20 protein-coding genes are annotated in these 20,061 nt (G+C 74.4%); 6 read left to right on the top strand and 14 right to left on the bottom strand.

From position 1 onward, the window contains the following. Positions 1–6 precede the first annotated feature (6 nt). Together D7294_RS24655 and D7294_RS24650 are read left to right on the top strand one after the other, a co-directional pair. Positions 7–681, top strand: coding sequence for a DUF1697 domain-containing protein (locus D7294_RS24655; protein ID WP_120683451.1), 675 nt, complete (start codon positions 7–9; stop codon positions 679–681). A gap of 115 nt (positions 682–796) precedes the next feature. Continuing rightward, positions 797–1,774 (top strand): NAD-dependent epimerase/dehydratase family protein, encoded by a 978-nt coding sequence (locus D7294_RS24650; protein WP_120683449.1) that lies wholly within the window; start codon positions 797–799, stop codon positions 1,772–1,774. A gap of 175 nt (positions 1,775–1,949) precedes the next feature. Here the strand turns inward: D7294_RS24650 and D7294_RS24645 are convergent, their stop codons facing one another. From D7294_RS24645 to D7294_RS34045, 3 genes are all read right to left on the bottom strand, one after another. Then, the gene (locus tag D7294_RS24645; RefSeq protein ID WP_120683447.1) at positions 1,950–2,336 is read right to left on the bottom strand and encodes a rhodanese-like domain-containing protein; all 387 of its coding nucleotides are present in this window, start codon (positions 2,334–2,336) and stop codon (positions 1,950–1,952) included. Further along, a complete protein-coding gene (locus D7294_RS24640) occupies positions 2,336–2,803 on the bottom strand; it encodes a cysteine dioxygenase (RefSeq protein WP_120683445.1) in 468 nt (155 codons plus the stop codon). Before D7294_RS24640 ends, D7294_RS24645 begins: the two co-directional genes overlap by 1 nt. A 245-nt stretch (positions 2,804–3,048) precedes the next feature. Beyond that, a complete protein-coding gene (locus tag D7294_RS34045) occupies positions 3,049–3,135 on the bottom strand; it encodes a putative leader peptide (protein WP_422070738.1) in 87 nt (28 codons plus the stop codon). Positions 3,136–3,200: 65 nt separating this feature from the next. Here D7294_RS34045 and D7294_RS34040 point away from each other — a divergent pair, with 65 nt between their 5' ends. After that, positions 3,201–3,434 carry a putative leader peptide gene (locus D7294_RS34040; protein ID WP_422070735.1) on the top strand — a complete coding sequence of 78 codons (234 nt, stop codon included), beginning with the start codon at positions 3,201–3,203 and terminating at the stop codon, positions 3,432–3,434. Between the two features lie 182 nt (positions 3,435–3,616). Next, positions 3,617–4,246, top strand: a complete 630-nt coding sequence (locus tag D7294_RS24635; protein WP_120683443.1) for a winged helix-turn-helix domain-containing protein — start codon at positions 3,617–3,619, stop codon at positions 4,244–4,246. Between the two features lie 129 nt (positions 4,247–4,375). Here D7294_RS24635 and D7294_RS24630 read toward each other — a convergent pair whose 3' ends face one another. From D7294_RS24630 to D7294_RS24585, 11 genes are all read right to left on the bottom strand, one after another. Continuing rightward, the gene (locus D7294_RS24630) at positions 4,376–5,152 is read right to left on the bottom strand and encodes a sirohydrochlorin chelatase (RefSeq protein ID WP_120683440.1); all 777 of its coding nucleotides are present in this window, start codon (positions 5,150–5,152) and stop codon (positions 4,376–4,378) included. Continuing rightward, a complete protein-coding gene (locus D7294_RS24625; protein ID WP_120683438.1) occupies positions 5,149–6,045 on the bottom strand; it encodes an ABC transporter permease in 897 nt (298 codons plus the stop codon). The genes D7294_RS24630 and D7294_RS24625 overlap by 4 nt, the downstream gene beginning before the upstream one ends. Then, complete coding sequence (locus D7294_RS24620; RefSeq protein WP_120683437.1) at positions 6,032–6,829, bottom strand: ABC transporter ATP-binding protein; 798 nt, start codon at positions 6,827–6,829, stop codon at positions 6,032–6,034. The genes D7294_RS24625 and D7294_RS24620 overlap by 14 nt, the downstream gene beginning before the upstream one ends. 28 nt (positions 6,830–6,857) lie before the next feature. Beyond that, positions 6,858–8,030 (bottom strand): aliphatic sulfonate ABC transporter substrate-binding protein, encoded by a 1,173-nt coding sequence (locus tag D7294_RS24615; RefSeq protein ID WP_120683435.1) that lies wholly within the window; start codon positions 8,028–8,030, stop codon positions 6,858–6,860. A 230-nt stretch (positions 8,031–8,260) separates the two neighbouring features. Further along, entirely contained in the window at positions 8,261–9,628 is a 1,368-nt protein-coding gene (locus D7294_RS24610; RefSeq protein ID WP_120683433.1) for a sulfate adenylyltransferase subunit 1, read from the bottom strand. Further along, positions 9,628–10,551 carry a sulfate adenylyltransferase subunit CysD gene (cysD, locus tag D7294_RS24605; RefSeq protein WP_120683431.1) on the bottom strand — a complete coding sequence of 308 codons (924 nt, stop codon included), beginning with the start codon at positions 10,549–10,551 and terminating at the stop codon, positions 9,628–9,630. The genes D7294_RS24610 and cysD overlap by 1 nt, the downstream gene beginning before the upstream one ends. Positions 10,552–10,730: 179 nt before the next feature. Then, the gene (cysC, locus tag D7294_RS24600; protein WP_120683429.1) at positions 10,731–11,276 is read right to left on the bottom strand and encodes an adenylyl-sulfate kinase; all 546 of its coding nucleotides are present in this window, start codon (positions 11,274–11,276) and stop codon (positions 10,731–10,733) included. Between the two features lie 110 nt (positions 11,277–11,386). Continuing rightward, positions 11,387–12,103, bottom strand: a complete 717-nt coding sequence (locus tag D7294_RS24595; RefSeq protein WP_120683426.1) for a phosphoadenylyl-sulfate reductase — start codon at positions 12,101–12,103, stop codon at positions 11,387–11,389. 138 nt (positions 12,104–12,241) lie between these two features. Continuing rightward, on the bottom strand, positions 12,242–12,409 hold the full coding sequence (locus D7294_RS32300) for a hypothetical protein (RefSeq protein ID WP_174248429.1): 168 nt from the start codon (positions 12,407–12,409) through the stop codon (positions 12,242–12,244). Then, positions 12,406–14,100, bottom strand: coding sequence for a nitrite/sulfite reductase (locus D7294_RS24590; protein WP_120683424.1), 1,695 nt, complete (start codon positions 14,098–14,100; stop codon positions 12,406–12,408). The genes D7294_RS32300 and D7294_RS24590 overlap by 4 nt, the downstream gene beginning before the upstream one ends. Positions 14,101–14,786: 686 nt before the next feature. Beyond that, positions 14,787–16,439 carry an acyl-CoA dehydrogenase family protein gene (locus D7294_RS24585; protein WP_120683422.1) on the bottom strand — a complete coding sequence of 551 codons (1,653 nt, stop codon included), beginning with the start codon at positions 16,437–16,439 and terminating at the stop codon, positions 14,787–14,789. 127 nt (positions 16,440–16,566) lie between these two features. On the opposite strand from D7294_RS24585, the gene D7294_RS24580 reads away from it, so the two are divergent. Continuing rightward, entirely contained in the window at positions 16,567–17,481 is a 915-nt protein-coding gene (locus tag D7294_RS24580) for a DUF5753 domain-containing protein (RefSeq protein ID WP_120683420.1), read from the top strand. 179 nt (positions 17,482–17,660) lie between these two features. Beyond that, positions 17,661–20,060, top strand: a complete 2,400-nt coding sequence (gene lon / locus D7294_RS24575; RefSeq protein ID WP_120683418.1) for an endopeptidase La — start codon at positions 17,661–17,663, stop codon at positions 20,058–20,060. Position 20,061: the final 1 nt, after the last annotated feature.

Genomic DNA, 20,061 nt, shown 5'->3' with positions numbered 1-20,061 from the left:
GCCGCCATGGACACCAGTGAGGCGGCGGGCCAGGACCAGGGCACGGCGCCGGGCCGCGCCCGCGCGGCCCGGCCCGAGGCGGGGCAGAGCCCCGGCCGGCCGGCGGCGCAGGACGGGCCGGGCGCCCCGGAGACGACGGAGTACGTGGCGCTGCTGCGCGGCGTCAACGTCGGCGGGCGCCGGATGCCGATGGCCGCGCTGCGCGAGGTGCTCACCGGCCTCGGGCACCGGGGCGTGCGCACCTGGCTGCAGAGCGGGAACGCGGTGTTCACCGCGCCCGCGGGCGGCCGGGACCTGCTGACCGCCGAACTGCAGGACGCCCTCGCCGCGCGCTTCGGCTTCCGGGTCGACTGCCTGCTGCTGAGCGCGGCCGAACTGGCGGCGACCGCGGCGCGCTGCCCCTTCCCCGCCGACGCGCTCGACCCGGCGAAGCTCTCCGTCGTCTTCCTCGGCGGCCCGGCCGGGGCGCACCCGCTGCACGCGGCCGAGGCGGCGGCGTACGCGCCCGACGAGTTCCGGCTCGGCGAGCGGGAGATCTTCGCCTACTTCCCGGGCGGCATGGGCCGCAGCAGGCTCGGCGCCCTGCTGGCCACCTCGCCGCCCGGCCTCCTGGCCACCGCCCGCAACTGGCGCACCGTGCGCGCCCTGCTCGACCTCACCGGGCGGCCTGCCCCCGGCTGAGCGGGGCGCCCGGCCGCCGCCCGCGCCACCCCGGGGCGGGGCATTCGGCCCTGCGCGAATCTGCCGAGGGCGAGGCGGTCCGGCTCCCGCCGCGGCCGGCGGCCAGGCTGGTGCCATGAGACTTCTGGTACTGGGAGGCACGGAGTTCGTCGGCCGCGCCGCCGTGGCGGAGGCCGGGCGCCGCGGCTGGGACGTCACCGCATTCCACCGGGGAACCCGCCCCGCGCCCACGGGCGTCACCGTGCTGCACGGCGACCGCACGGCCGAGGGCGGCCTGGACGCCCTGGCCCAGGGCACGTGGGACCTGGTCCTGGACACCTGGAGCGGGGCGCCGAGCGCCGTGCGCGACGCGGCCACGCTGCTCGCCGGGCGGGCCCGGCACTACACCTACGTCTCCAGCAGGTCCGTCTACGCCTGGCCGACGGCGGCCGGCAGCGGCGAGGACGCGCCCCTCGTGGCGGGGTCGCCCGACGCCGCGGCCACGGAGTACGCCGCCGACAAGCGGGGCGGCGAACTCGCCGCCGAGGCCGCCTTCGGGCCCGGCCGCACGCTGCTGGTCCGCGCCGGGCTGATCCTCGGCCCCTGGGAGAACGTCGGCCGCCTGCCGTGGTGGCTGAACCGGATGGCCCGCGGCGGCCGGGTGCTGGCCCCGGGGCCCCGCGAGCTGCCGATCCAGTACGTCGACGCGCGCGACCTGGCGGCCTGGGCGCTGGACGCCGCGGAGCGCGGCCTGGCGGGCCCCTACAACCTGGTGAGCAGGCCGGGGCACGCCACCATGGGGGAGCTGCTCGAAACCTGCGCCGAACTCACCGGCTCCGGCGCCGAGTTGTGCTGGACCCCGCCGGAACGGGTGCTCGCGGCCCAGATCGCCCCCTGGACCGAGCTGCCGGTGTGGACGCCGCCGGGCGAGGCGCACGACGCCCTGCACCGGTCCGGCACCGGGAAGGCGCTGGCCGCGGGGCTCGTCTGCCGGCCGGTCCGCGAGACCGTCGCCGATACCTGGGCCTGGCTGCGGGGCCTGCCGGAGGCGCCGGGGGAGCGCCCGGGCCTGGGGCTCGCGCCGGAGAAGGAGGCGCGGGCGCTGGCCGGCTGAGGCAGACGCACCCGGCCCGCCCGCCGAAACCGCCTGCCCACGCGCCCGTTCGGTGCCCGCCCCCGGTGCACGCCGCCCCTGTGGGGCGTGCCCGAGGGCGCGGGAGCCGGAGCGCGGAGGCCGCGGGAGCCGGAGGGCCCGCGCGGGCCCGAGGGCGCGCGGGCCGGTGGGGCGCTCAGGCGGGAGGGGTGACCGGCAGGCCGGCGGCGCGCCAGGCCCGGAAGCCGCCCACCAGGTCCGTCGCCCGGGAAAGGCCGATCGCGCGCAACGAGGCCGCGGCCAGCGAGGAGGCGTAGCCCTCCTCACAGAACACGATCCAGCGCACGTCGGGGCCCGTCGCCTCCGGCACCGAGGCGCCGCTGCCCGGATCGCACCGCCACTCCAGGTGGTTGCGCTCGATCAGCAGGGCGCCGGGGATCGTGCCCCCCGCCGCCCGCTGGAACTCCGGCCTGGTGTCGACCAGCACGGCCCCGGCCGCGGCCTCCGCCCGCGCCTGGTGCGGTTCGAGCCGGTCCAGGGTCCTTCTGACCGCGGCGAGGTGGGCGTCGACGGCGCCCGCCATCAGTCCTCCACCGCGTCGGTGCGCAGCAGCCGCAGGCCGCCGTCCGCGGTCTGCGCATAGTAGGACTGCCTGGTCAGCACGGGGGAGTAGGCGTGGATGCTGATCGCGGGCGCGGTCTGGTCGTTGACCACCTGGTGGACGTAGTCGGGGCCGAACGCCCTGAGCCCGCCGGGGCCGAGCGACCGCTCCCGCGCCCCGCCGGAGCCGAAGGAGCGCTCGGTCAGCGTGCCCTCGACCACGCCGAAGGAGCCGGAGGCGTCCCCGTGGTCGTGGATCTCCGTGCCCTGGCCGGGAAGCCAGGTCAGCAGCCAGACCTCGTGGTCTTCTGTCACCTCAAGGCGCTGGTACCAGCGCTCCGGCGAGGTGAAGCGGGCCTGCGGGCGCCACAGCTCGGGGCGGGCGGCGAACCTCCGTACGGTGGCGGCGAGTTGGCGTGGCGTGACGAGGGAAGGGGAGGGCAGCGACATTCAGGACCTCACGAGGGGTACGCCGGGCGGGAGCCGGGAACGCCCGGGCGGCGAGACGGGGGAAACCCGGAACCCGGGGCCCGGCGCCTGCGGAACGGCGACGCGGCCTTCGGCGAGGGGCCGCACCCGGCGGCCGGCGACGCGGGAAGCCGGCCATGCGGAAAGGGCCGGGAAGACCGGGGATTTCGGGAACCGAAAGGGAGAAGCGGGCGGCGCCCGAGGTCAGGCGCCGGATGGCCGTCGATTCAGGGACGGCCGGGGCGACACAGCGCGCTGGCGACACGGACGAGGTCCACGTGCCACCTGGAGAAGAAGCGCTTGCCGGTTGCCATGGCGACACAGTGACAGGACGGCGCTCGCGAGGTCAAGCCGGGCCGGAAACGCGCAACACGGCGCAATGTCACGGCAATGTTCGCGGGCGTGCGCGCGGCTGCCGGGGGCGCGAAGGCGGCCCGCGGGACCCACAGAAAGCCCGGCGTTTCGGCATTTGAGACGGCGCCGGAATTACCTTGACGGTAAGCCTCGGCCGCTGGCATGCTCAATTACCGTGAGTCAAGCTGACTTTCTCGTCGCGCGGCTGCACGTCGATCTTCGGCGGCAAGCCAGCGCCATCTGTGCCGTCGGCCGCTGAACCAGCCGGCCGGCCGGTTTTCTCTCGCGTTCCGCCAGGCGCTTTCCGGAATTTCCCGGGCTTTACGGGCCCTTCGTCCTTTTGCCTGTTTTCCCGGTCGTTTCCGGCCCGTGACCGCCTCACGCGAAGATCTCTCCGGCTGCCCTCACCCCTGCATTCGGTGAACCGCGAAAGGCAGCAGCATGACTCTCCCCGGCGTCAACCACGACGGGGTGGGCCGCATCGGCCCGCCCAGGACCGCGCGCAAGGAACCGCTCGCGCGGCACCTCACCCCCCTCCCCTCCCTCCCCGACCTCCACGGCCTTCCCGACCTGTCCGGCCTTCCCGACCTGTCCGACGTCACCGTGACCCTGGTCCCCGAGGTGCCAGGCACCCGGCGGCCGCAGGAGGGCACCGTCCCCCTGGTCGGCTACCTGATCCTCGCCCCGGCCGGCACCCAGCCGCACCAGCTGACCGAACTCCTGTCCGCGAGCGGCGCCGTGGCCCCGGTGCCAGGGCCCGGAAACGCCGCCGAGCGGGGCGCCGGGCAGGGCATCACCGTCGACACCGAGGAGCGCACCGTCACCGTGGACGGCACGCTCCTGCGGCTCACCTACCTGGAGTTCGAGCTCATCGCGCACCTGGTGCGGCACCCGCACCGGGTCTACACGCGCGAGCAACTGGTCGCCGCCATCTGGGGCTACGGCCCCGTCGGCGACCAGCGCACCGTGGACGTGCACATCGCCAGGCTGCGCCGCAAGCTGGGCGCCGGCTACCGCGAGCGCATCGTCACCGTGCGGCGCGTCGGCTACAAGTACGTGCCGAGCGCCTGAGCCGGCCCCCTCGGGCCGGGCCGCCCCGCGCGGCCCGGCCCCGCACGCCGCACCCGAGCCGGGAACTCGCCCCGCACGCGGCACCGGACGCCTCCCCCCGGCACGGCCCGGCCCCCGCGGGCGCCGGACTCAGCCCGCGAGCAGCAGCCGGCCGGCACCCCGCGCCGCCGCGTGGCGGCGCAGCACCAGCCGCGCCAGCTCCGGGGCGGCGCCGAGCACCGGCGCCACCACGTCCGCACCCGCCTCCCGCGCCCCGGCGAAGATCCGGTCCGGCAGCCGCCCGGGCGCCAGGACGTAGGGAGCCACGGCCACCCGGCGGACGCCGTCCGCGCGCAGGGCGCGCACCGCGTCCGCCGTGGTGGGCCGCGCGGCGGAGGCGAACGCGGGCCGCACAGCGCACCAACCTGCGGTACGCCGCCACTCCCGCGCGGTTTCCGCGAGCACCGCGAGCGCCTCCGGGTCCGAGGAGCCGGCCGCCGCCAGCACCACCCCGATCTCCGCCCGGCGAGCCGGACCCAGGCCCCCCGCGCCCAGACCGCGCCCTGCCGCCACGGCTTCGCCCAGGCGACGGGTCACCGCCGCCAGCAGCAGCGGGTCGGGACCGAGCACCTCGGCCTGCCGCACCCGCAGCCCCGGCAGCCGCGCGGTCTGCTCCGCCAGGGCCGCGGGGATGTCGGTCTTGGCGTGGTAGGCCCTGGTCAGCAGCAGCGGCACCGCCGTGACCTCCCGCTCGCCCGCCGCGTGGAGCGCGGCCAGGGCCTCGCCCACGCCCGGGCGGTCGAAGTCGAGGAAGGCCACCGCCACCCGCAGCGAGGGCGCCAGCGACCGTGTCCGCGCGGCGAGCGCGGACACGGTCGCGGCGTGCCGCGGATCGCGGCTGCCGTGGGCCAGGAGCAGCAGGGTCACGACGCGCGCACCAGCAGGCCCCGGTTGCGCAGCACCCGCCGCTCCAGCGGGGAGAACACCAGCAGGTCGATGGCGACGCCGACCACCAGGATGAGGATGATGGTCGCCAGCACCCCCGACTGGTTCTGCATGGTCCGGTAGGTGTCCATCAGCTGCCCCAGGCCGGTGCCGAGCTCCGGGGAGGACACGATCAGCTCCGCGGCCATCAGCGAGCGCCAGGAGAACGCCCAGCCCTGCTTGAGCCCCGCCAGGTAGCCGGGCAGGGCCGCGGGCAGCAGCACGTGCCTGACGCTGGTCAGCCCCCGGGCGCCCAGCATCCGCCCGGCCCGCAGGTACAGCGGCGGGATCTGGTCGACGCCCGCCACGATGCCGTTGGCGATGGAGGGCACCGCGCCCAGCAGCACCACCGCGTAGATGGTGCCGTTGGTCAGGCCGAACCAGATGATCGCGGCCGGGACCCAGGCCACCGAGGGCAGGGACTGCAGGCCGGTGAGGATCGGGCCGATCGCCGCCCGCACCAGCCGCACCCGGGCGACCACCAGGCCCAGCGGCGTGCCCACGGCGACCGCGATGAGGAAGCCGAGGACGCCGCGCGAGACGCTGGTCCAGACGTAGTCGAACAGGGTGCCCTGCCGCCACATCTCGTTGAACTCGTCCCACACGTCCCCGGGGCTCGGCAGCAGGTAGTCGGGCTGGACGTCCGCCCAGTAGACCGCCTGCCACACCGTCAGCACCAGGGCGATCGCCACCAGCGGCGGCAGCACCCTGGTGAGCAGCAGCCGGCCGAGCGGGAAGGGGCCCTGCTCGGTGGCCTGCCCCGAGTCGAGGGCGTCCAGGCCCGCCTCGAGCCCCGCGAGGTCGGAACTCGCGGGCGTCGTCTCACTGCTGGCCATGGCGGCGGATCTCCTCCCTGAGCCGTTCGGTGATCTCCACGGAGAGCGCGGAGACCTCCGGGTCCTCGATGCGGCGCGGCTGGCCCAGCTCCACCCGCCACTCGTGCACGATCCGGCCGGGCCGGGAGGACAGCAGGATGACCCGCTGCGCCAGCCGCACCGCCTCCCGGACGTTGTGCGTCACGAACAGCACGGAGATGCCCGTCTCCTGCCAGATCCGGGTCAGCTCCTCGTGCAGCACGTCCCTGGTGATGGCGTCGAGGGCCGCGAAGGGCTCGTCCATCAGCAGCAGCCTGCTGTCCTGGGCCAGGGCCCTGGCCAGCGCGACCCGCTGGCGCATGCCGCCGGACAGCTCGTGGACCCGCTTGCCGTACGCGCCGCCCAGCCGCACCAGGGAGAGCAGCCGCTCCGCCTCGGCGCGGCGCTCGGCCTTGGCGAGGCCGCGCAGCCGCAGGGCGAGTTCGACGTTCCTGCCCGCGGTCAGCCACGGGAAGAGCGCGTGCTCCTGGAACATCAGGGCGGGGCGGCCGCCGGGCACCGCGATGGTGCCCGCGCTCGCCGCGTCCAGCCCCGCCGTGAGGTTGAGCAGCGTCGACTTGCCGCAGCCCGAGGCCCCGATCAGGGTGACGAACTCACCCGGGGCGACGTCGAGGCTGATGTCGTCGAGCACCAGCTGCTGCGCGCCCGGGCGGCCGAAGGACTTCGACACGTGCGCGAGCCTGACGGCGTACTCGGCCTGCGTGCCGCGGTCCTCGCCGCCCGCCTTGTCCAGCGTGATGGCCATCGGTGTCACCTCCTGGGTGGCGAAGCCGTCAGTCCCCGACGCCGAGTCCGGCGTCGTCGACCTCGGGCCGGCCCTCCTCGGCCAGCACCCGGTTGAGGATGGACAGGTCGTAGATCCCGGACAGGTCCGTGTCGTCCAGCAGGCCGGCGTCGATCGCGTTCTGCGCGCCCTGCTGGAGGGTCGGGGCCAGCGGGTCGTCGGTGAACTCGACGTGGTCGAAGGCCGGGTCGAGGACCTCGGGGTCGAGTTCCTTGCCGCCGGGCAGCCGGCCGAGGGCGGCGTTGAAGTGGGTCTTGGCCTCGTCGGGGTTCTCGTTGATCCAGGCGTTGGTCTGCACGACGCCGCGCACGATGGCCTCGACCACGTCCTCGTGCTCGGCCAGGAAGTCCTGCGAGGCGATGACCTGGGTGACGACGAACTGCCCCCCGTCCCACAGGTCCGCCTCGTCGACCAGGGTCTGGGCGCCGTGGCTGATCAGGGTGGAGGCGTAGGGCTCGGGCAGCCAGGCCCCGTCGATGTCGCCGCCCTCGAAGGCGGCCAGCACCTCGGAGTTGGCGATGCGCAGCACGGAGACGTCCCCGCTGCCCGACTGCGGGTCCACCTCGTAGCCCTGGTCGGCCAGGTAGCTGAGCAGCGCGACGTCCTGGGTGTTGCCGAGCTGCGGGGTGGCGATGCGCTTGCCCGCCAGGTCCCCGGTGTCGTGGATCGCGTCCGGGTCGACGACGAGCGAGGCGCCGCCCGAGGCCGCGCCCGAGACGATGCGCAGGCTCTGCCCCCCGGACTGCGACCAGCCGTTGATCGCGGGGTTGGGGCCGACGAAGGCCACGTCGATGTCGCCGGCGTTCAGCGCCTCGATGGCGGAGGGGCCCGCGTTGAAGATCTGGGTTTCGGCCTCGGTCCCGCCGAGCGACTGGCGGATGAGGCCGTCGTCCTCCAGGCCGATGACGGCCGTGGCGTGGGTGAGGTTCGCGAAGTAGCCGATCGACACCGAGTCGGCCGACAGCTGCTCGCCGGAGGAACTTCCGCTCGCGGCGGGGCTGTTCTCCTCGTCGTCCGCCTCGGCATCGGAGCCGTAGCCGCAGGCCGCGAGCGTGCCGAGGAGCAGCAGCGGCGCGGCGGCGGCCAGGAGACGGCGGCGTCCCGCGCGCCTCGGGGAACGTCCGGGGGAGCGTCTGGCAGAGCTGGTGAATGCGGCGGTCATGGGGCCGGGTCCTCCCGTTGGGTCCCGGCGGCGCGCGCGGCGCGGCCGGGGGAAAGTGAGCAGGGGTGAGCGAGGTGCGCACGGGCGCGCGCCCGTGCCGGCTGAGCGAGCGTGTCAGCTCACGCGCGCACATCGCCCGATTCCGCCCTGGCCACTGCCGAGGGTCCCGCTGCCTATCCGCCCGCCCTCCTTGGCGAAGGTCGAGAAGACGCAGAAGACACGACTCGCCATCAGTCGAAGTCCCACCCCTCGTCCTCGGCCCCAAAGGACGCGCCGGCGGCGCCGCCGGGCTCGCGGGCGGCGCCGTTGAACGCCTCGCCCGCCATGCCCGCGGTCAGCGTAGCGCCGTCTGCGGGGTCGAGCAGCAGGAAGGAACCTGTTGATCTGGAAGCGGCGTAATCGTCGAGCGCGAGCGGCTCCGCGGTGCGGATCACCACCCGGCCGATGTCGTTGGCGGCCAGCTCGCCCGGCTGCGGGTGCGGGGAGAGGTCGTCCAGCGTCAGCCGGGAGGGGATCTCCTTGACGATTGCCTTCACGGTGCGGGTGGCGTGCTTCAGCAGCACCCTGGCACCCGGCGTCAGCGGCCGGTCGTGCAGGTGGCAGACCGTCGCGGTGACGTCCCTGGTCGGCTCGGCGGCGCCGCCCGCGGGGGCGATGAGGTCCCCGCGGGAGATGTCGAGGTCGTCGGCCAGCGTCAGCGTCACCGACATCGGCGCCCAGGCCACGTCGACGGACTGGCCGAGGGCGTCGATGCCGACGAGGGTGCTGGTGCGGCCCGAGGGCTGGACGACGACCCGCTCGCCGACCCGCAGCACCCCGGAGGCGACCTGCCCGGCGTAGCCGCGGAAGTCGCGGTGCTCGGCGGTCTGCGGCCTGATGACGTACTGCACGGGGAACCGCGCCGGGTCCTGGGCCGGGTCGCGGGTGACGGGCACGGTCTCCAGGTGTTCGAGCACGGTGGGCCCGCCGTACCAGTCCATCGTCGCGGAGGCGGTCACCACGTTGTCCCCGGCCAGGGCCGAGATCGGAATGGCGGTCACCTCGGGGATGCCGAGGGAGGCGGCGTAGGCGCCGAACTCCCCGGCGATGGCGGCGAAGACGGGTTCCGCGTAGTCCACGAGGTCCATCTTGTTGACGGCGAGCACCACGTGCGGGACCCGCAGCAGGGCGGCCACGGCCGCGTGCCTCCTGGTCTGCTCCACCACGCCGTTGCGCGCGTCCACCAGGATGATGGCCAGCTCCGCGGTGGAGGCCCCGGTCACCATGTTCCGCGTGTACTGCACGTGCCCGGGGGTGTCGGCCAGGATGAACCGGCGGCGCTTGGTGGCGAAGTAGCGGTAGGCCACGTCGATGGTGATGCCCTGCTCGCGTTCCGCGCGCAGCCCGTCGGTGAGCAGGGCCAGGTCCACGGCGTCGGCGCCGCGGTTGCGGGAGGCCAGCTCGACGGCCTCCAGCTGGTCGGAGAGGACCGACTTGGAGTCGTGCAGCAGGCGGCCGACGAGGGTGGACTTGCCGTCGTCGACCGATCCCGCCGTGGCGAAGCGCAGCAGGGAGGTGGCGGAGGTCTCCGCCCCCAGCCCCGCGGAGAAGGTCGTCATCAGAAGTAGCCCTCCCGCTTGCGGTCCTCCATCGCGGCCTCCGACAGCTTGTCGTCGGCGCGCGTGGCGCCGCGCTCGGTGAGCCTGGAGGCGGCGATCTCGGCGATGATCTCCTCGATGGTGGCGGCCTCGGAGTCCACCGCGCCGGTGCAGGACATGTCGCCGACCGTGCGGTAGCGGACGGTGCGGCGCTCCAGCGGCTCGCCCTCCCGCGGCCCGCCCCACTCGCCGGGGGCCAGCCACATGCCGCTGCGCCGGAAGACCTCACGCTCGTGGGCGTAGTAGATTTCCGGCAGGTCGATCTTCTCCCGGCCGATGTACTGCCACACGTCGAGCTCGGTCCAGTTGGACAGCGGGAACACCCGCACGTGCTCGCCGGGGGCGTGCCTGCCGTTGTAGAGCTGCCACAGCTCCGGGCGCTGGCGGCGCGGGTCCCAGCCGCCGAACTCGTCGCGCAGCGAGAAGACCCGCTCCTTGGCGCGCGCCTTCTCCTCGTCGCGCCTGCCGCCGCCGAAGACGGCGTCGAAGCGGTTGCGCTCGATGGCGTCGAGGAGCGGCACCGTCTGCAGCGGGTTGCGGGTCCCGTCGGGGCGCTCGCGCAGGCGCCCGTCGTCGATGAACTCCTGCACCAGGGCGACGTGCAGCCGCAGCCCGTGCTGGGCGACCAGCCGGTCCCGGTGCCTTATCACCTCGGGGAAGTTGTGCCCGGTGTCCACGTGCAGCAGCGAGAAGGGCACCGCCGCGGGCGCGAAGGCCTTGAGCGCCAGGTGCAGCATGACGATGGAGTCCTTGCCGCCGGAGAAGAGGATCACCGGGCGCTCGAACTCCCCGGCGACCTCGCGGAAGATGTGGACCGCCTCCGACTCCAGGACGTCCAGGTGCGACAGGGCGTAGGGGCCGCCGGAGTCCACCGCAGCCGTCATGCCTCCGCCCTCGCTTCCCTGCCGGCCGGCCCGTTCTTCGCCGGCGCGGCGCTCCTCGCGTGTGCCGTGCTCGTCGCGTGTGCGCGGCTTGCGCAGTTCGGGTTCTTCACGTCGCCCACGTCCCTCGGGTGGATTGACTGGCCTGCCCCCGTGGAGGTGCTGGTCGCCGAGCGTGCCGGTCACAGCAGGCCCCGCTCGCCCAGCAGCGCGTACAGCGCCGCCGCCGACTCCTCGACGCTCTGCTCGTGCGCCGCGATCCGCAGGTCGGGGGCCTCCGGGATCTCGTACGGGTCGTCGACCCCGGTGAGCCCGGTGAGTTCGCCCGCGGCCTGCCTGGCGTACAGCCCCTTGACGTCCCGCTCCGCGCACACCTCCACCGGCGTGGCCACGTGCACCTCGACGTAGCCGGTGCCCGCGGCCTGGTGGCGCTTGCGGACGGCCTCGCGGCTGTCGGCGTAGGGCGCGATCACCGGAACCAGCGCCTTCACGCCGTGCGAGGCGAGGAGTTCGGCGACGAAGCCGATGCGCTGCACGTTCAGGTGGCGGTCCTCGCGGCTGAAGCCGAGCCCGGCGGAGAGGAATTCCCTGATCTCGTCGCCGTCGAGCACCTCGACGCGGTGCCCTTCCGCGGCCAGCCGCCGCGCCAGGGCGCGGGCGAGGGTGGTCTTGCCCGCGCTGGGCAGGCCGGTGAGCCAGATGGTGGCGCCCTGGCCGGTTCCGCTCATCTGCTGCTTCCTCGCTGTCGGTTGGGCTGTCGGGTGGGCTGTCGGTTGGGGTGCGGCCCCGGGCCGGGGGCGGGCGGCGAAGGCAGGCCCGGCCGTCCGTGGCCCGCTCATCAGGTGTGCAGCCCGCACTCGGTCTTCGTCAGGCCGGCCCAGCGGCCCGCCCGTGGGTCCTCGCCCTCGGCGACCCGCCGCGTGCAGGGCGCGCAGCCTATGGACGGGTAGCCGTCCGAGAGCAGCGGGTTGAGCAGGACGCCGTGCTCGGAGACGTAGGCTTCCACATCCGACTGGGTCCATCGGGCTATGGGGGCAATTTTCACCTTTTCGCGCCGTGCGTCCCAGCCGACGACCGGGGTGTTCGCCCGCGAGGGGGACTCGTCGCGCCTCAGTCCGGTCGCCCAGGCGTCGTACGGCGCGAGGCCCGCCTCCAGCACCTCGACCTTGCGCATGGCGCAGCACAGGTCGGGGTCCCGGTCGTGCAGCCGCGGGCCGTACTCGGCGTCCTGCTCGGCGACCGTCAGGCGGGGGGTGAGGGTGAGGACGTTGACGTCCATGACGGCGGCGACCGCGTCCCTGGTCCCGATCGTCTCGGGGAAGTGGTAGCCGGTGTCGAGGAAGAGCACGTCGATGCCCGGCCTGGCGCGGGAGGCGAGGTGGGCGACGACGGCGTCGGCCATCGAGGAGGTGACGCACAGGCGGGGGCCGAAGGTGTCGGCGGCCCAGCGCAGGATGTCGAGCGCGGACGCGTCCTCCAGGTCGCGGCCCGCCCGTTCGGCGAGCCGGCGCAACTCGCCGGCCCGGGGCGACTCCGTGGTGGTGGCGGTGGTCATGGTGGCCTCTTTCGGACTTCCGGAGAATTCCCGAAGGGACGTCGACGGGGGCGTCGACAGCTTTCCGATGCCGTGCGGCGGGGGCGTCGGCGGGCGGTGCCCCCGGTGCGGGCCGGGGCGCCCGCCGCAGACCCGCGGCTAGCCGGACTCGGGGCCGGCCGAGGGGCCGGCGAGCAGGCCGAGGAAGGAGAGCCGGAAGGCGCGGCGGCAGGCGGCGCACTCCCAGGCGCCGTGCCCGGCCTCGCTCGGGCGCAGGTCCTCGTCCCCGCAGTAGGGGCAGTAGAACGGGGCGGCTCGTTCGCTCACGAAAGCGCTCCCTCCTCGGCCCGTGCGACCCAGGTCGCGAAGCGCTCGCCCGGCTCGCGCGCCTCCAGGTAGCGGCGCAGCACCCGCTCCACGTAGTCCGCGAGCCCCTCGGCGGTGACCTTCAGGCCGCGGACCTTGCGGCCGAAGCCGGGGTCGAGCCCCAGCGAGCCGCCCAGGTGCACCTGGTAGCCCTCCACCTGCCTGCCCTCGCCGTCGATCACCAGCTGGCCCTTGAGGCCGATGTCGGCGGTCTGGATGCGCGCGCAGGAGTTGGGGCAGCCGTTGACGTTGATGGTGAGCGGCTCGTCGAAGTCGGGCAGGCGGCGTTCGAGTTCCTCGATCAGCCAGGTGGCGCGGGCCTTGGTCTCGACGATGGCCAGCTTGCAGAACTCGATGCCGGTGCAGGCCATGGTGCCGCGGTGGAAGACCGAGGGCGTGGTGGTCAGGCCCAGGGCCTCCAGGCCCTCGGTGAGGGAGGCGACCCGGTCCGGCTCCACGTCCAGGATGATCAGCTTCTGGTGGGGGGTGGTGTGCACGCGGCCCGAGCCGTGCGCCTCCGCGAGGTCGGCGATCTTGCTCAGGGTGGCGCCGTCCACCCGCCCCACGCGCGGGGCGAAGCCGACGTAGCAGCGGCCGTCCCGCTGGGGGTGCACGCCGACGTGGTCGCGCCACTGCCGCGCGGGCTGCTCGGGGGCCGGGCCGTCGATCAGCTTCCGCAGCAGGTACTCGTCCTCGAGCACCCGGCGGAACTTCTCGGCGCCCCAGTCGGCGACGAGGAACTTCAGCCTGGCGCGGTTGCGCAGCCGCCGGTAGCCGTAGTCGCGGAAGATCTTGACGATGCCCTCGTGGACGTCGGGCACCTCCTCCAGCGGCACCCAGGCGCCCAGCCTGACGCCGATCCGCGGGTTGGTGGACAGGCCGCCGCCGACCCAGACGTCGAAGCCGGGGCCGTGCTCGGGGTGCTCGACGCCGACGAAGGAGACGTCGTTGACCTCGTGTGCCACGTCGAGCTGCGGGGAGCCGGAGATGGCGGTCTTGAACTTGCGCGGCAGGTTGGAGTACGCCTTGTTGCCCACCACGCGGCGCTTCATCTCCTCGAGCGCCGGGGTGCCGTCGATGATCTCGTCCGCGGCGATGCCGGCGACGGGGGAGCCGAGGAAGGCGCGGGGGGTGTCGCCGCAGGCCTCGGTGGTCGACAGTCCGACGGCTTCGAGGCGGCGCCAGATCTCCGGCACGTCCTCGATGCGCACCCAGTGGTACTGGATGTTCTGCCGGTCGGTGATGTCGGCCGTGCCGCGGGCGAACTCCTGGGAGATCTCGCCGAGGACGCGCAGCTGGGCCGTGGTCAGCCGGCCGCCGTCGATGCGCACCCGCATCATGAAGTACTCGTCCTCGAGCTCCTCGGGTTCGAGGACGGCCGTCTTGCCGCCGTCGACCCCGGGGCGCCGCTGGGTGTAGAGCCCGTACCAGCGCATCCGGCCGCGCAAATCCTGGCCGTCGATGGCCGAGAAGCCGCGGTGCGCGTAGATCGTCTCAATGCGTGTCCGCACATTGAGACCGTCGTCGTCCTTCTTGACCTGCTCGTTGGAGTTGAGCGGAGTGAAGTGCCCGGCCGCCCACTGGCCTTCGCCGCGGTGGCGGCCGGCTTTGCGGCGGCTCGGAGCTGCGGGCTTGTTCGCGGTGTCCGACATGGTGGCGGCGTGTTCCTTCTGCAGGCAGCAGGACGGCTCCGACCCGGGGCCGCGGCCGTGCGGCGTTCGGGGCAGAGCGAGTTCGGGGTGGGGCGTGGCGGTGCGGAGCCGGCCTCCCGGGGGCCCGGGGGCGGGCGCCGGGGCGAACCGGGTCGGACGGGGACGAGACGCTGGGGGCGCCGGCGGGCGGTGGCGGTGCGGCTCAGCGTGCCCGACAGATGGCGCTCGACATGCGGCCGAAGTCGACGTGGCGACGGCTCACCAGCGCGATTCCCGTTCGAGACATGACGGCAGGGTTGCACGCGGTGACGCACCCGTCCACCAATATCCGCTATATGGACAGGGCGGTCCCGATATGTGAGACGAGTGAAGGGGTGGGCACGGTGGGTCGCGAATGCGCGCGGAGACGCCTTTCCTGCTGTTCCCCGCCGTTCCCCACCGTTCTCCGGTGTTTTCCGCCCTTCCTCGTGCTTTTTCGTCCTTTCCCGTCGTCCCGTGACGGAAAGGGGCGGCCCCGGGGCGTGGGAACCCGGGGCCGCGTGCCGCCGCCGCGCCCCGCGCCCGCGCCTGCCGAGCGGCGCGAGCGCGCTTCACCGGACCGTGCGCGCGGCGGCTCCTCCCGGGTAGCCCGCGGCCCCGGAGTCAAACCTGCTTTCCGGCCCGGGACTTGGCGCCCGCGCCGCCCCTCAGCCCTCCGGCAGGGGGCGGGCCCGCTCGGCGATCGCGGCCAGGTCGAGCGTGCCGGGCAGGGTGCCGAAGGCCCCGCCCCAGTCGCCGCCGAGGCGCGAGGCGCAGAAGGCGTCGGCGACCGCGGGCGGGGCGTGCCGCACCAGCAGCGACCCCTGGAGCACCAGCGCCAGCCGCTCCACCAGGCGCCTGGCCCTGGCCTCGATGCCCTCCAGGTCGGACAGCTCGTGCAGCAGCGCCTTGACCGCGGCGTCCAGCCGGTGGTCGCCGCCCGCCGCCTGGCCGACCTCGGTGAGGAACGCGTTCAGCGCGCCGGGCTCCCGTTGCAGGGCCCGCAGCACGTCCAGGGCCTGGATGTTGCCCGAGCCCTCCCAGATCGAGTTCAGCGGGGACTGGCGCAGCAGCCGCGGCATCGCCGACTCCTCGACGTACCCGTTGCCGCCGAGGCATTCGAGCGCCTCCACGGTCAGCGGCGTGCAGCGCTTGGTGACCCAGTACTTGGCGGCCGGGAGCGCGAGGCGCAGCAGGTGCCGCTCCTGCGCGCTCCCCGCGGCTGCCGCGTCGTAGGCCGCGGCGAGGCGCATCGCGAGCGCGGTCGCGGCCTCCGACTCCAGGGCGAGGTCGGCGAGCACGTTGCGCATCAGCGGCTTGTCGATCAGCGGGCCGCCGAACGCCTCGCGGTGCGCGGCGTGGTGGGTGGCCTGGGCCACGGCCTGCCGCATGATCGCCGCCGAGCCGGTCACGCAGTCCAGCCGGGTGGCGGCGACCATCTCGATGATGGTGGCCACCCCGCGGCCCTCCTCGCCGACCCGCCAGCCCTGGGTCGTCCCGTCGAACTCCACCTCGGAGGAGGCGTTGGAGCGGTCGCCGAGCTTGTCCTTGAGGCGCTGGATGCGGAAGGCGTTGCGCTCCCCGTCGGGCAGCACCCGGGGCACCAGGAAGCAGGTCAGGCCCTCCGGCGCCCGGGCGAGCACGAGGAAGACGTCCGACATGGGCGCCGAGCAGAACCACTTGTGGCCCGTCAGCGCGTAGACGCCCGGCTCGGCCAGCGGCTCCGCCCGGGTCGCGTTGGCCCGCACGTCGGAGCCGCCCTGCTTCTCCGTCATCCCCATCCCGGCCAGCGCCCCGGCCTTGGCGGTGGCCGGGCGCAGCCCCGGCTCGTAGACGTGCGAGGTCAGCAGCGGCTCCCAGACGGCGGCCAGCTCGGGCTGGGCGCGCAGCGCGGGCACGGCGGCGTGCGTCATCGAGACGGGGCAGCCGTGACCGGCGTCCACCTGCGTCCACACCAGGAAGCCGGCGCTGCGCCGCAGCTGGCCGTGCGGCCTCGACCAGGCGTCGGTGAGGCCGGCCGACACCGCCTGGCCGAGCAGCAGGTGCCAGTCGGGGTGGAAGTCGACCTCGTCGATCCGGTGCCCGAACCTGTCGTGGGTGCGCAGCACGGGACGGTGCTCGTTGGCCCGCGCCCCCCACTCCTGGGCCCGGGCGGAGCCCGCGGCCTCCCCCAGGGCGCGCAGTTCCCCGGTCGCCTCCTCGGCCACCTCGTCCCCGACGTGGCGGGCGAAGGCCTCGCGGAGGGCGGCGTCCTGACTGAATACGTCGTAGTCCGCCAGTGGCGGGGGCTGATTGGTCACCACGTGGGTGCTGGGAGTCATGCCGCTACCGTATGAGCGCGGACGCGGCCCAGCCAGTCCCCGGGACCGGCACGCCGGACGAGGGCTGCCTCCGGCACGAACGCCTCTAGTACAGTTGGCCGTTCGGTATGACGGCAGGGGAGCGTACATGGACGTGGACCTGAGCGCGAACGAGGCCGTCGCGGAGCGCAGGGGGAGCCGCCTCGTCGACTTCGGCCAGGCCGGCCCGACGGTCCCGCGGATGATCCTCGGCGCCCGGCTGAGGCGGCTGCGGGAGGCCAGGGGCATCACCGGCCTGGAGGCCGGCCGCACCATCCGCGCCTCGCACTCCAAGATCAGCCGCCTGGAGATGGGCAGGACCGGCTTCAAGACCCGCGACGTGCAGGACCTGCTCTCGCTCTACGGGGTCTGCGACGAGGCCGAGCGCGCCACCCTGCTCGCGCTGGCCAGGCAGTCGAACTCGCCCGGCTGGTGGCACGTCTACCACGACATCGTGCCCAGCTGGCTGAACGTGTACCTGGGCCTCGAACAGGCCGCGACCGTGATCAGGGGGTACGAGCTCCAGTTCGTGCCGGGCCTGCTCCAGACCGAGAGCTACGCCCGCGCCGTGCTGCGGCTCGCGCTCGACGACACCCGCGAGCGCACCGAGCGGCGGGTCGAGCTGCGGATGGGGCGCCAGCGCATCCTGCACCGCGAGCGGCCGCCCCACCTGTGGGTGGTGATCGACGAGGCGGCCCTGCGGCGCCCGGTCGGCGGCGCCGCGGTGATGCGCGGCCAGCTGGCCCACCTGCTGCAGCTGTCGGAGCTGCCGCACGTGACGATCCAGGTGGTGCCCTTCGGGGCGGGCGGCCACCCGGCGATGGCCGGGCCGGTCACCGTGCTGCGCCCGCCGGGCGGCGACCTGCCCGACGTCGTCTACCTGGAGCAGCAGACGGGCGGGGTCTACCCCGACAAGCCGGCGGAGATCGAGCTGTACCGGCACGTGCTGAACCGCCTGGTCGTCGAGTCGCTCTCCCCGGCCGACTCCCTCGGCTTCCTGCGCGCGGCCCTGCGCGACACCTGAGCGCGCCCCCCCGCGCGCCCTGCCCGCGCGCTCGCGCCCCGGCCCCGCCCGCGGGGCGGCCCGCGAACCCAGGGAAGGCGGCCGATCGCTCAGGGCGAACAACCTCGCGCCCCGGGAACAACACGGGACCCCGGCGCATTGAGCCGGTGTAGCTCAATTTGCTTGCCGAGGGAGAGGTCATGACTTCGTCGTTCGACGTACTCACCCTGCCCGTGCTGCCGCTGGATGACGAGGTGGTGCTGCCAGGGATGGTGGTGCCGCTGGAGCTTTCCGACTCCGAGGTGCGCGCCGCCGTGGAGGCCGCGCAGGCCGCCGCGCCCGGCGGCGAGAAGCCGCGGGTGCTGCTGGTGCCGCGCGTGGACGGGACATACGCGGGGATCGGCGTGCTGGGCCGTGTCGAGCAGGTCGGACGGCTTGCCGGCGGGGACCCGGGCGCGCTGGTGCGCGGCCTGGGCCGCATCCGCATCGGCTCGGGCACCACGGGTCCGGGCGCCGCCCTGTGGGTGGAGGGCACCCGCATGGAGGAGCAGGTGCCGAGCCCGCTGCCCGGCGCGGTGGCCGAGCTGGTCAAGGAGTACAAGGCGCTCAGCACCAGCTGGCTCCGCAAGCGCGGGGCCTGGCAGGTCGTGGACCGGGTGCAGCAGATCGAGGACGTGAGCCAGCTCGCGGACAACGCGGGCTACTCGCCGTTCCTCAGCACCGAGCAGCGCGTGAAGCTGCTGGAGACCACGGACCCGGTCGAGCGCCTCAGGCTCGCCACCAGGTGGCTGAGCGAGCACCTGGCCGAGGAGGACGTGGTCGAGTCCATCGCCAAGGACGTCCAGGACGGCGTGGACAAGCAGCAGCGCGAGTTCCTGCTGCGCCGCCAGCTGGAGGCCGTCCGCAAGGAGCTGGCCGAGCTGAACGGCGAGGCCGCCGACGAGGGCGAGGACTACCGCGCCCGGGTCGAGGCCGCCGACCTTCCCGAGAAGGTGCGCGAGGCCGCGCTGAAGGAGGTCGACAAGCTGGAGCGCGCCTCGGACGCCAGCCCGGAGAGCGGCTGGATACGCACCTGGCTGGACACCGTGCTCGACCTGCCGTGGAGCGTGCGGACCGAGGACGCCTACGACATTCCCGGGGCCAGGGCGGTGCTCGACGCCGACCACGCCGGCCTGGACGACGTCAAGGAGCGGATCACCGAGTACCTGGCCGTGCGCAAGCGGCGCGGCCAGCGCGGCCTCGGGGTCGTCGGCGGGCGCCGCGGCGGCGCCGTGCTGGCCCTGGTCGGCCCGCCCGGCGTGGGCAAGACCTCCCTGGGCGAGTCCGTCGCCCGGGCGATGGGCCGGAAGTTCGTCCGGGTCGCCCTCGGCGGCGTCCGCGACGAGGCCGAGATCCGCGGCCACCGGCGCACCTACGTCGGGGCCCTGCCAGGCCGCGTGGTGCGGGCCATCAGGGAGGCCGGGTCGATGAACCCGGTGGTGCTGCTCGACGAGATCGACAAGGTCGGCTCCGACTACCGCGGCGACCCCGCGGCCGCCCTCCTGGAGGTGCTCGACCCGGCGCAGAACCACACCTTCCGCGACCACTACCTGGAGGTCGAGCTCGACCTGTCCGACGTGGTCTTCCTGGCCACCGCGAACGTCCTCGAAGCCATCCCGCAGCCGCTGCTCGACCGGATGGAGCTGGTGCGGCTCGACGGCTACACCGAGGACGAGAAGCTGGTCATCGCCCGTGACCACCTCCTGCCGCGGCAGCTGGAGCGGGCCGGTCTCGACGCGGCCGAGGTCGCCGTCGAGGAGGGCGTGCTGCGCAAGCTGGCCGGGGAGTACACCAGGGAGGCGGGCGTCCGCGGCCTGGAGCGCACCATCGCCCGGCTGCTGCGCAAGGTCGCCGCGCGGGCCGAGCTCGGCAGGCTGACGCTGCCGTTCACGGTCGGCGAGGAGCACCTGCGGGACCTCATCGGGCGCCCGCACCACACGCCGGAGTCCGCCCAGGAGCCGGACGAGCGGCGCACGGCGGTGCCCGGCGTGGCCACCGGCCTCGCGGTCACCGGCGCGGGCGGCGACGTCCTGTACATCGAGGCCTCCCTGGCCGACCCGGAGACCGGCGGCGCGGGGCTGACCCTGACCGGCCAGCTGGGCGACGTGATGAAGGAGTCGGGCCAGATCGCGCTCTCCTACCTGCGGTCGCGCGGCGCCGAGCTGGAGCTGCCGGTGGGCGACCTGAAGGAGCGCGGCATCCACCTGCACATCCCCGCGGGCGCGGTCCCCAAGGACGGGCCGAGCGCGGGCATCACGATGACCACCGCCCTGGCCTCGCTGCTCAGCGGGCGGCAGGTGCGGCCGGACGTGGCGATGACCGGCGAGGTCTCGCTGACCGGCCGGGTGCTGCCGATCGGCGGCGTGAAGCAGAAGCTGCTCGCCGCCCACCGCGCCGGGCTGACCACCGTGATCATCCCCAAGCGGAACGAGCCCGACCTGGACGACGTGCCGCCGGAGATCCTGGCCAAGCTGGACGTGCACCCGGTCTCCGACGTCCGGCAGGTGCTCGAACTCGCGCTGAGCCCGGCCGAGGCGCCGGCGGTCGCGGTCGCCGCCTGAA

Source organism: Streptomyces hoynatensis, from assembly GCF_003626535.1.
GTDB lineage: Bacteria > Actinomycetota > Actinomycetes > Streptomycetales > Streptomycetaceae > Streptomyces > Streptomyces hoynatensis.
The sequence above is the reverse complement of the archived record's forward strand: the minus strand, read 5'-3'. Positions and strand labels throughout refer to the sequence as shown.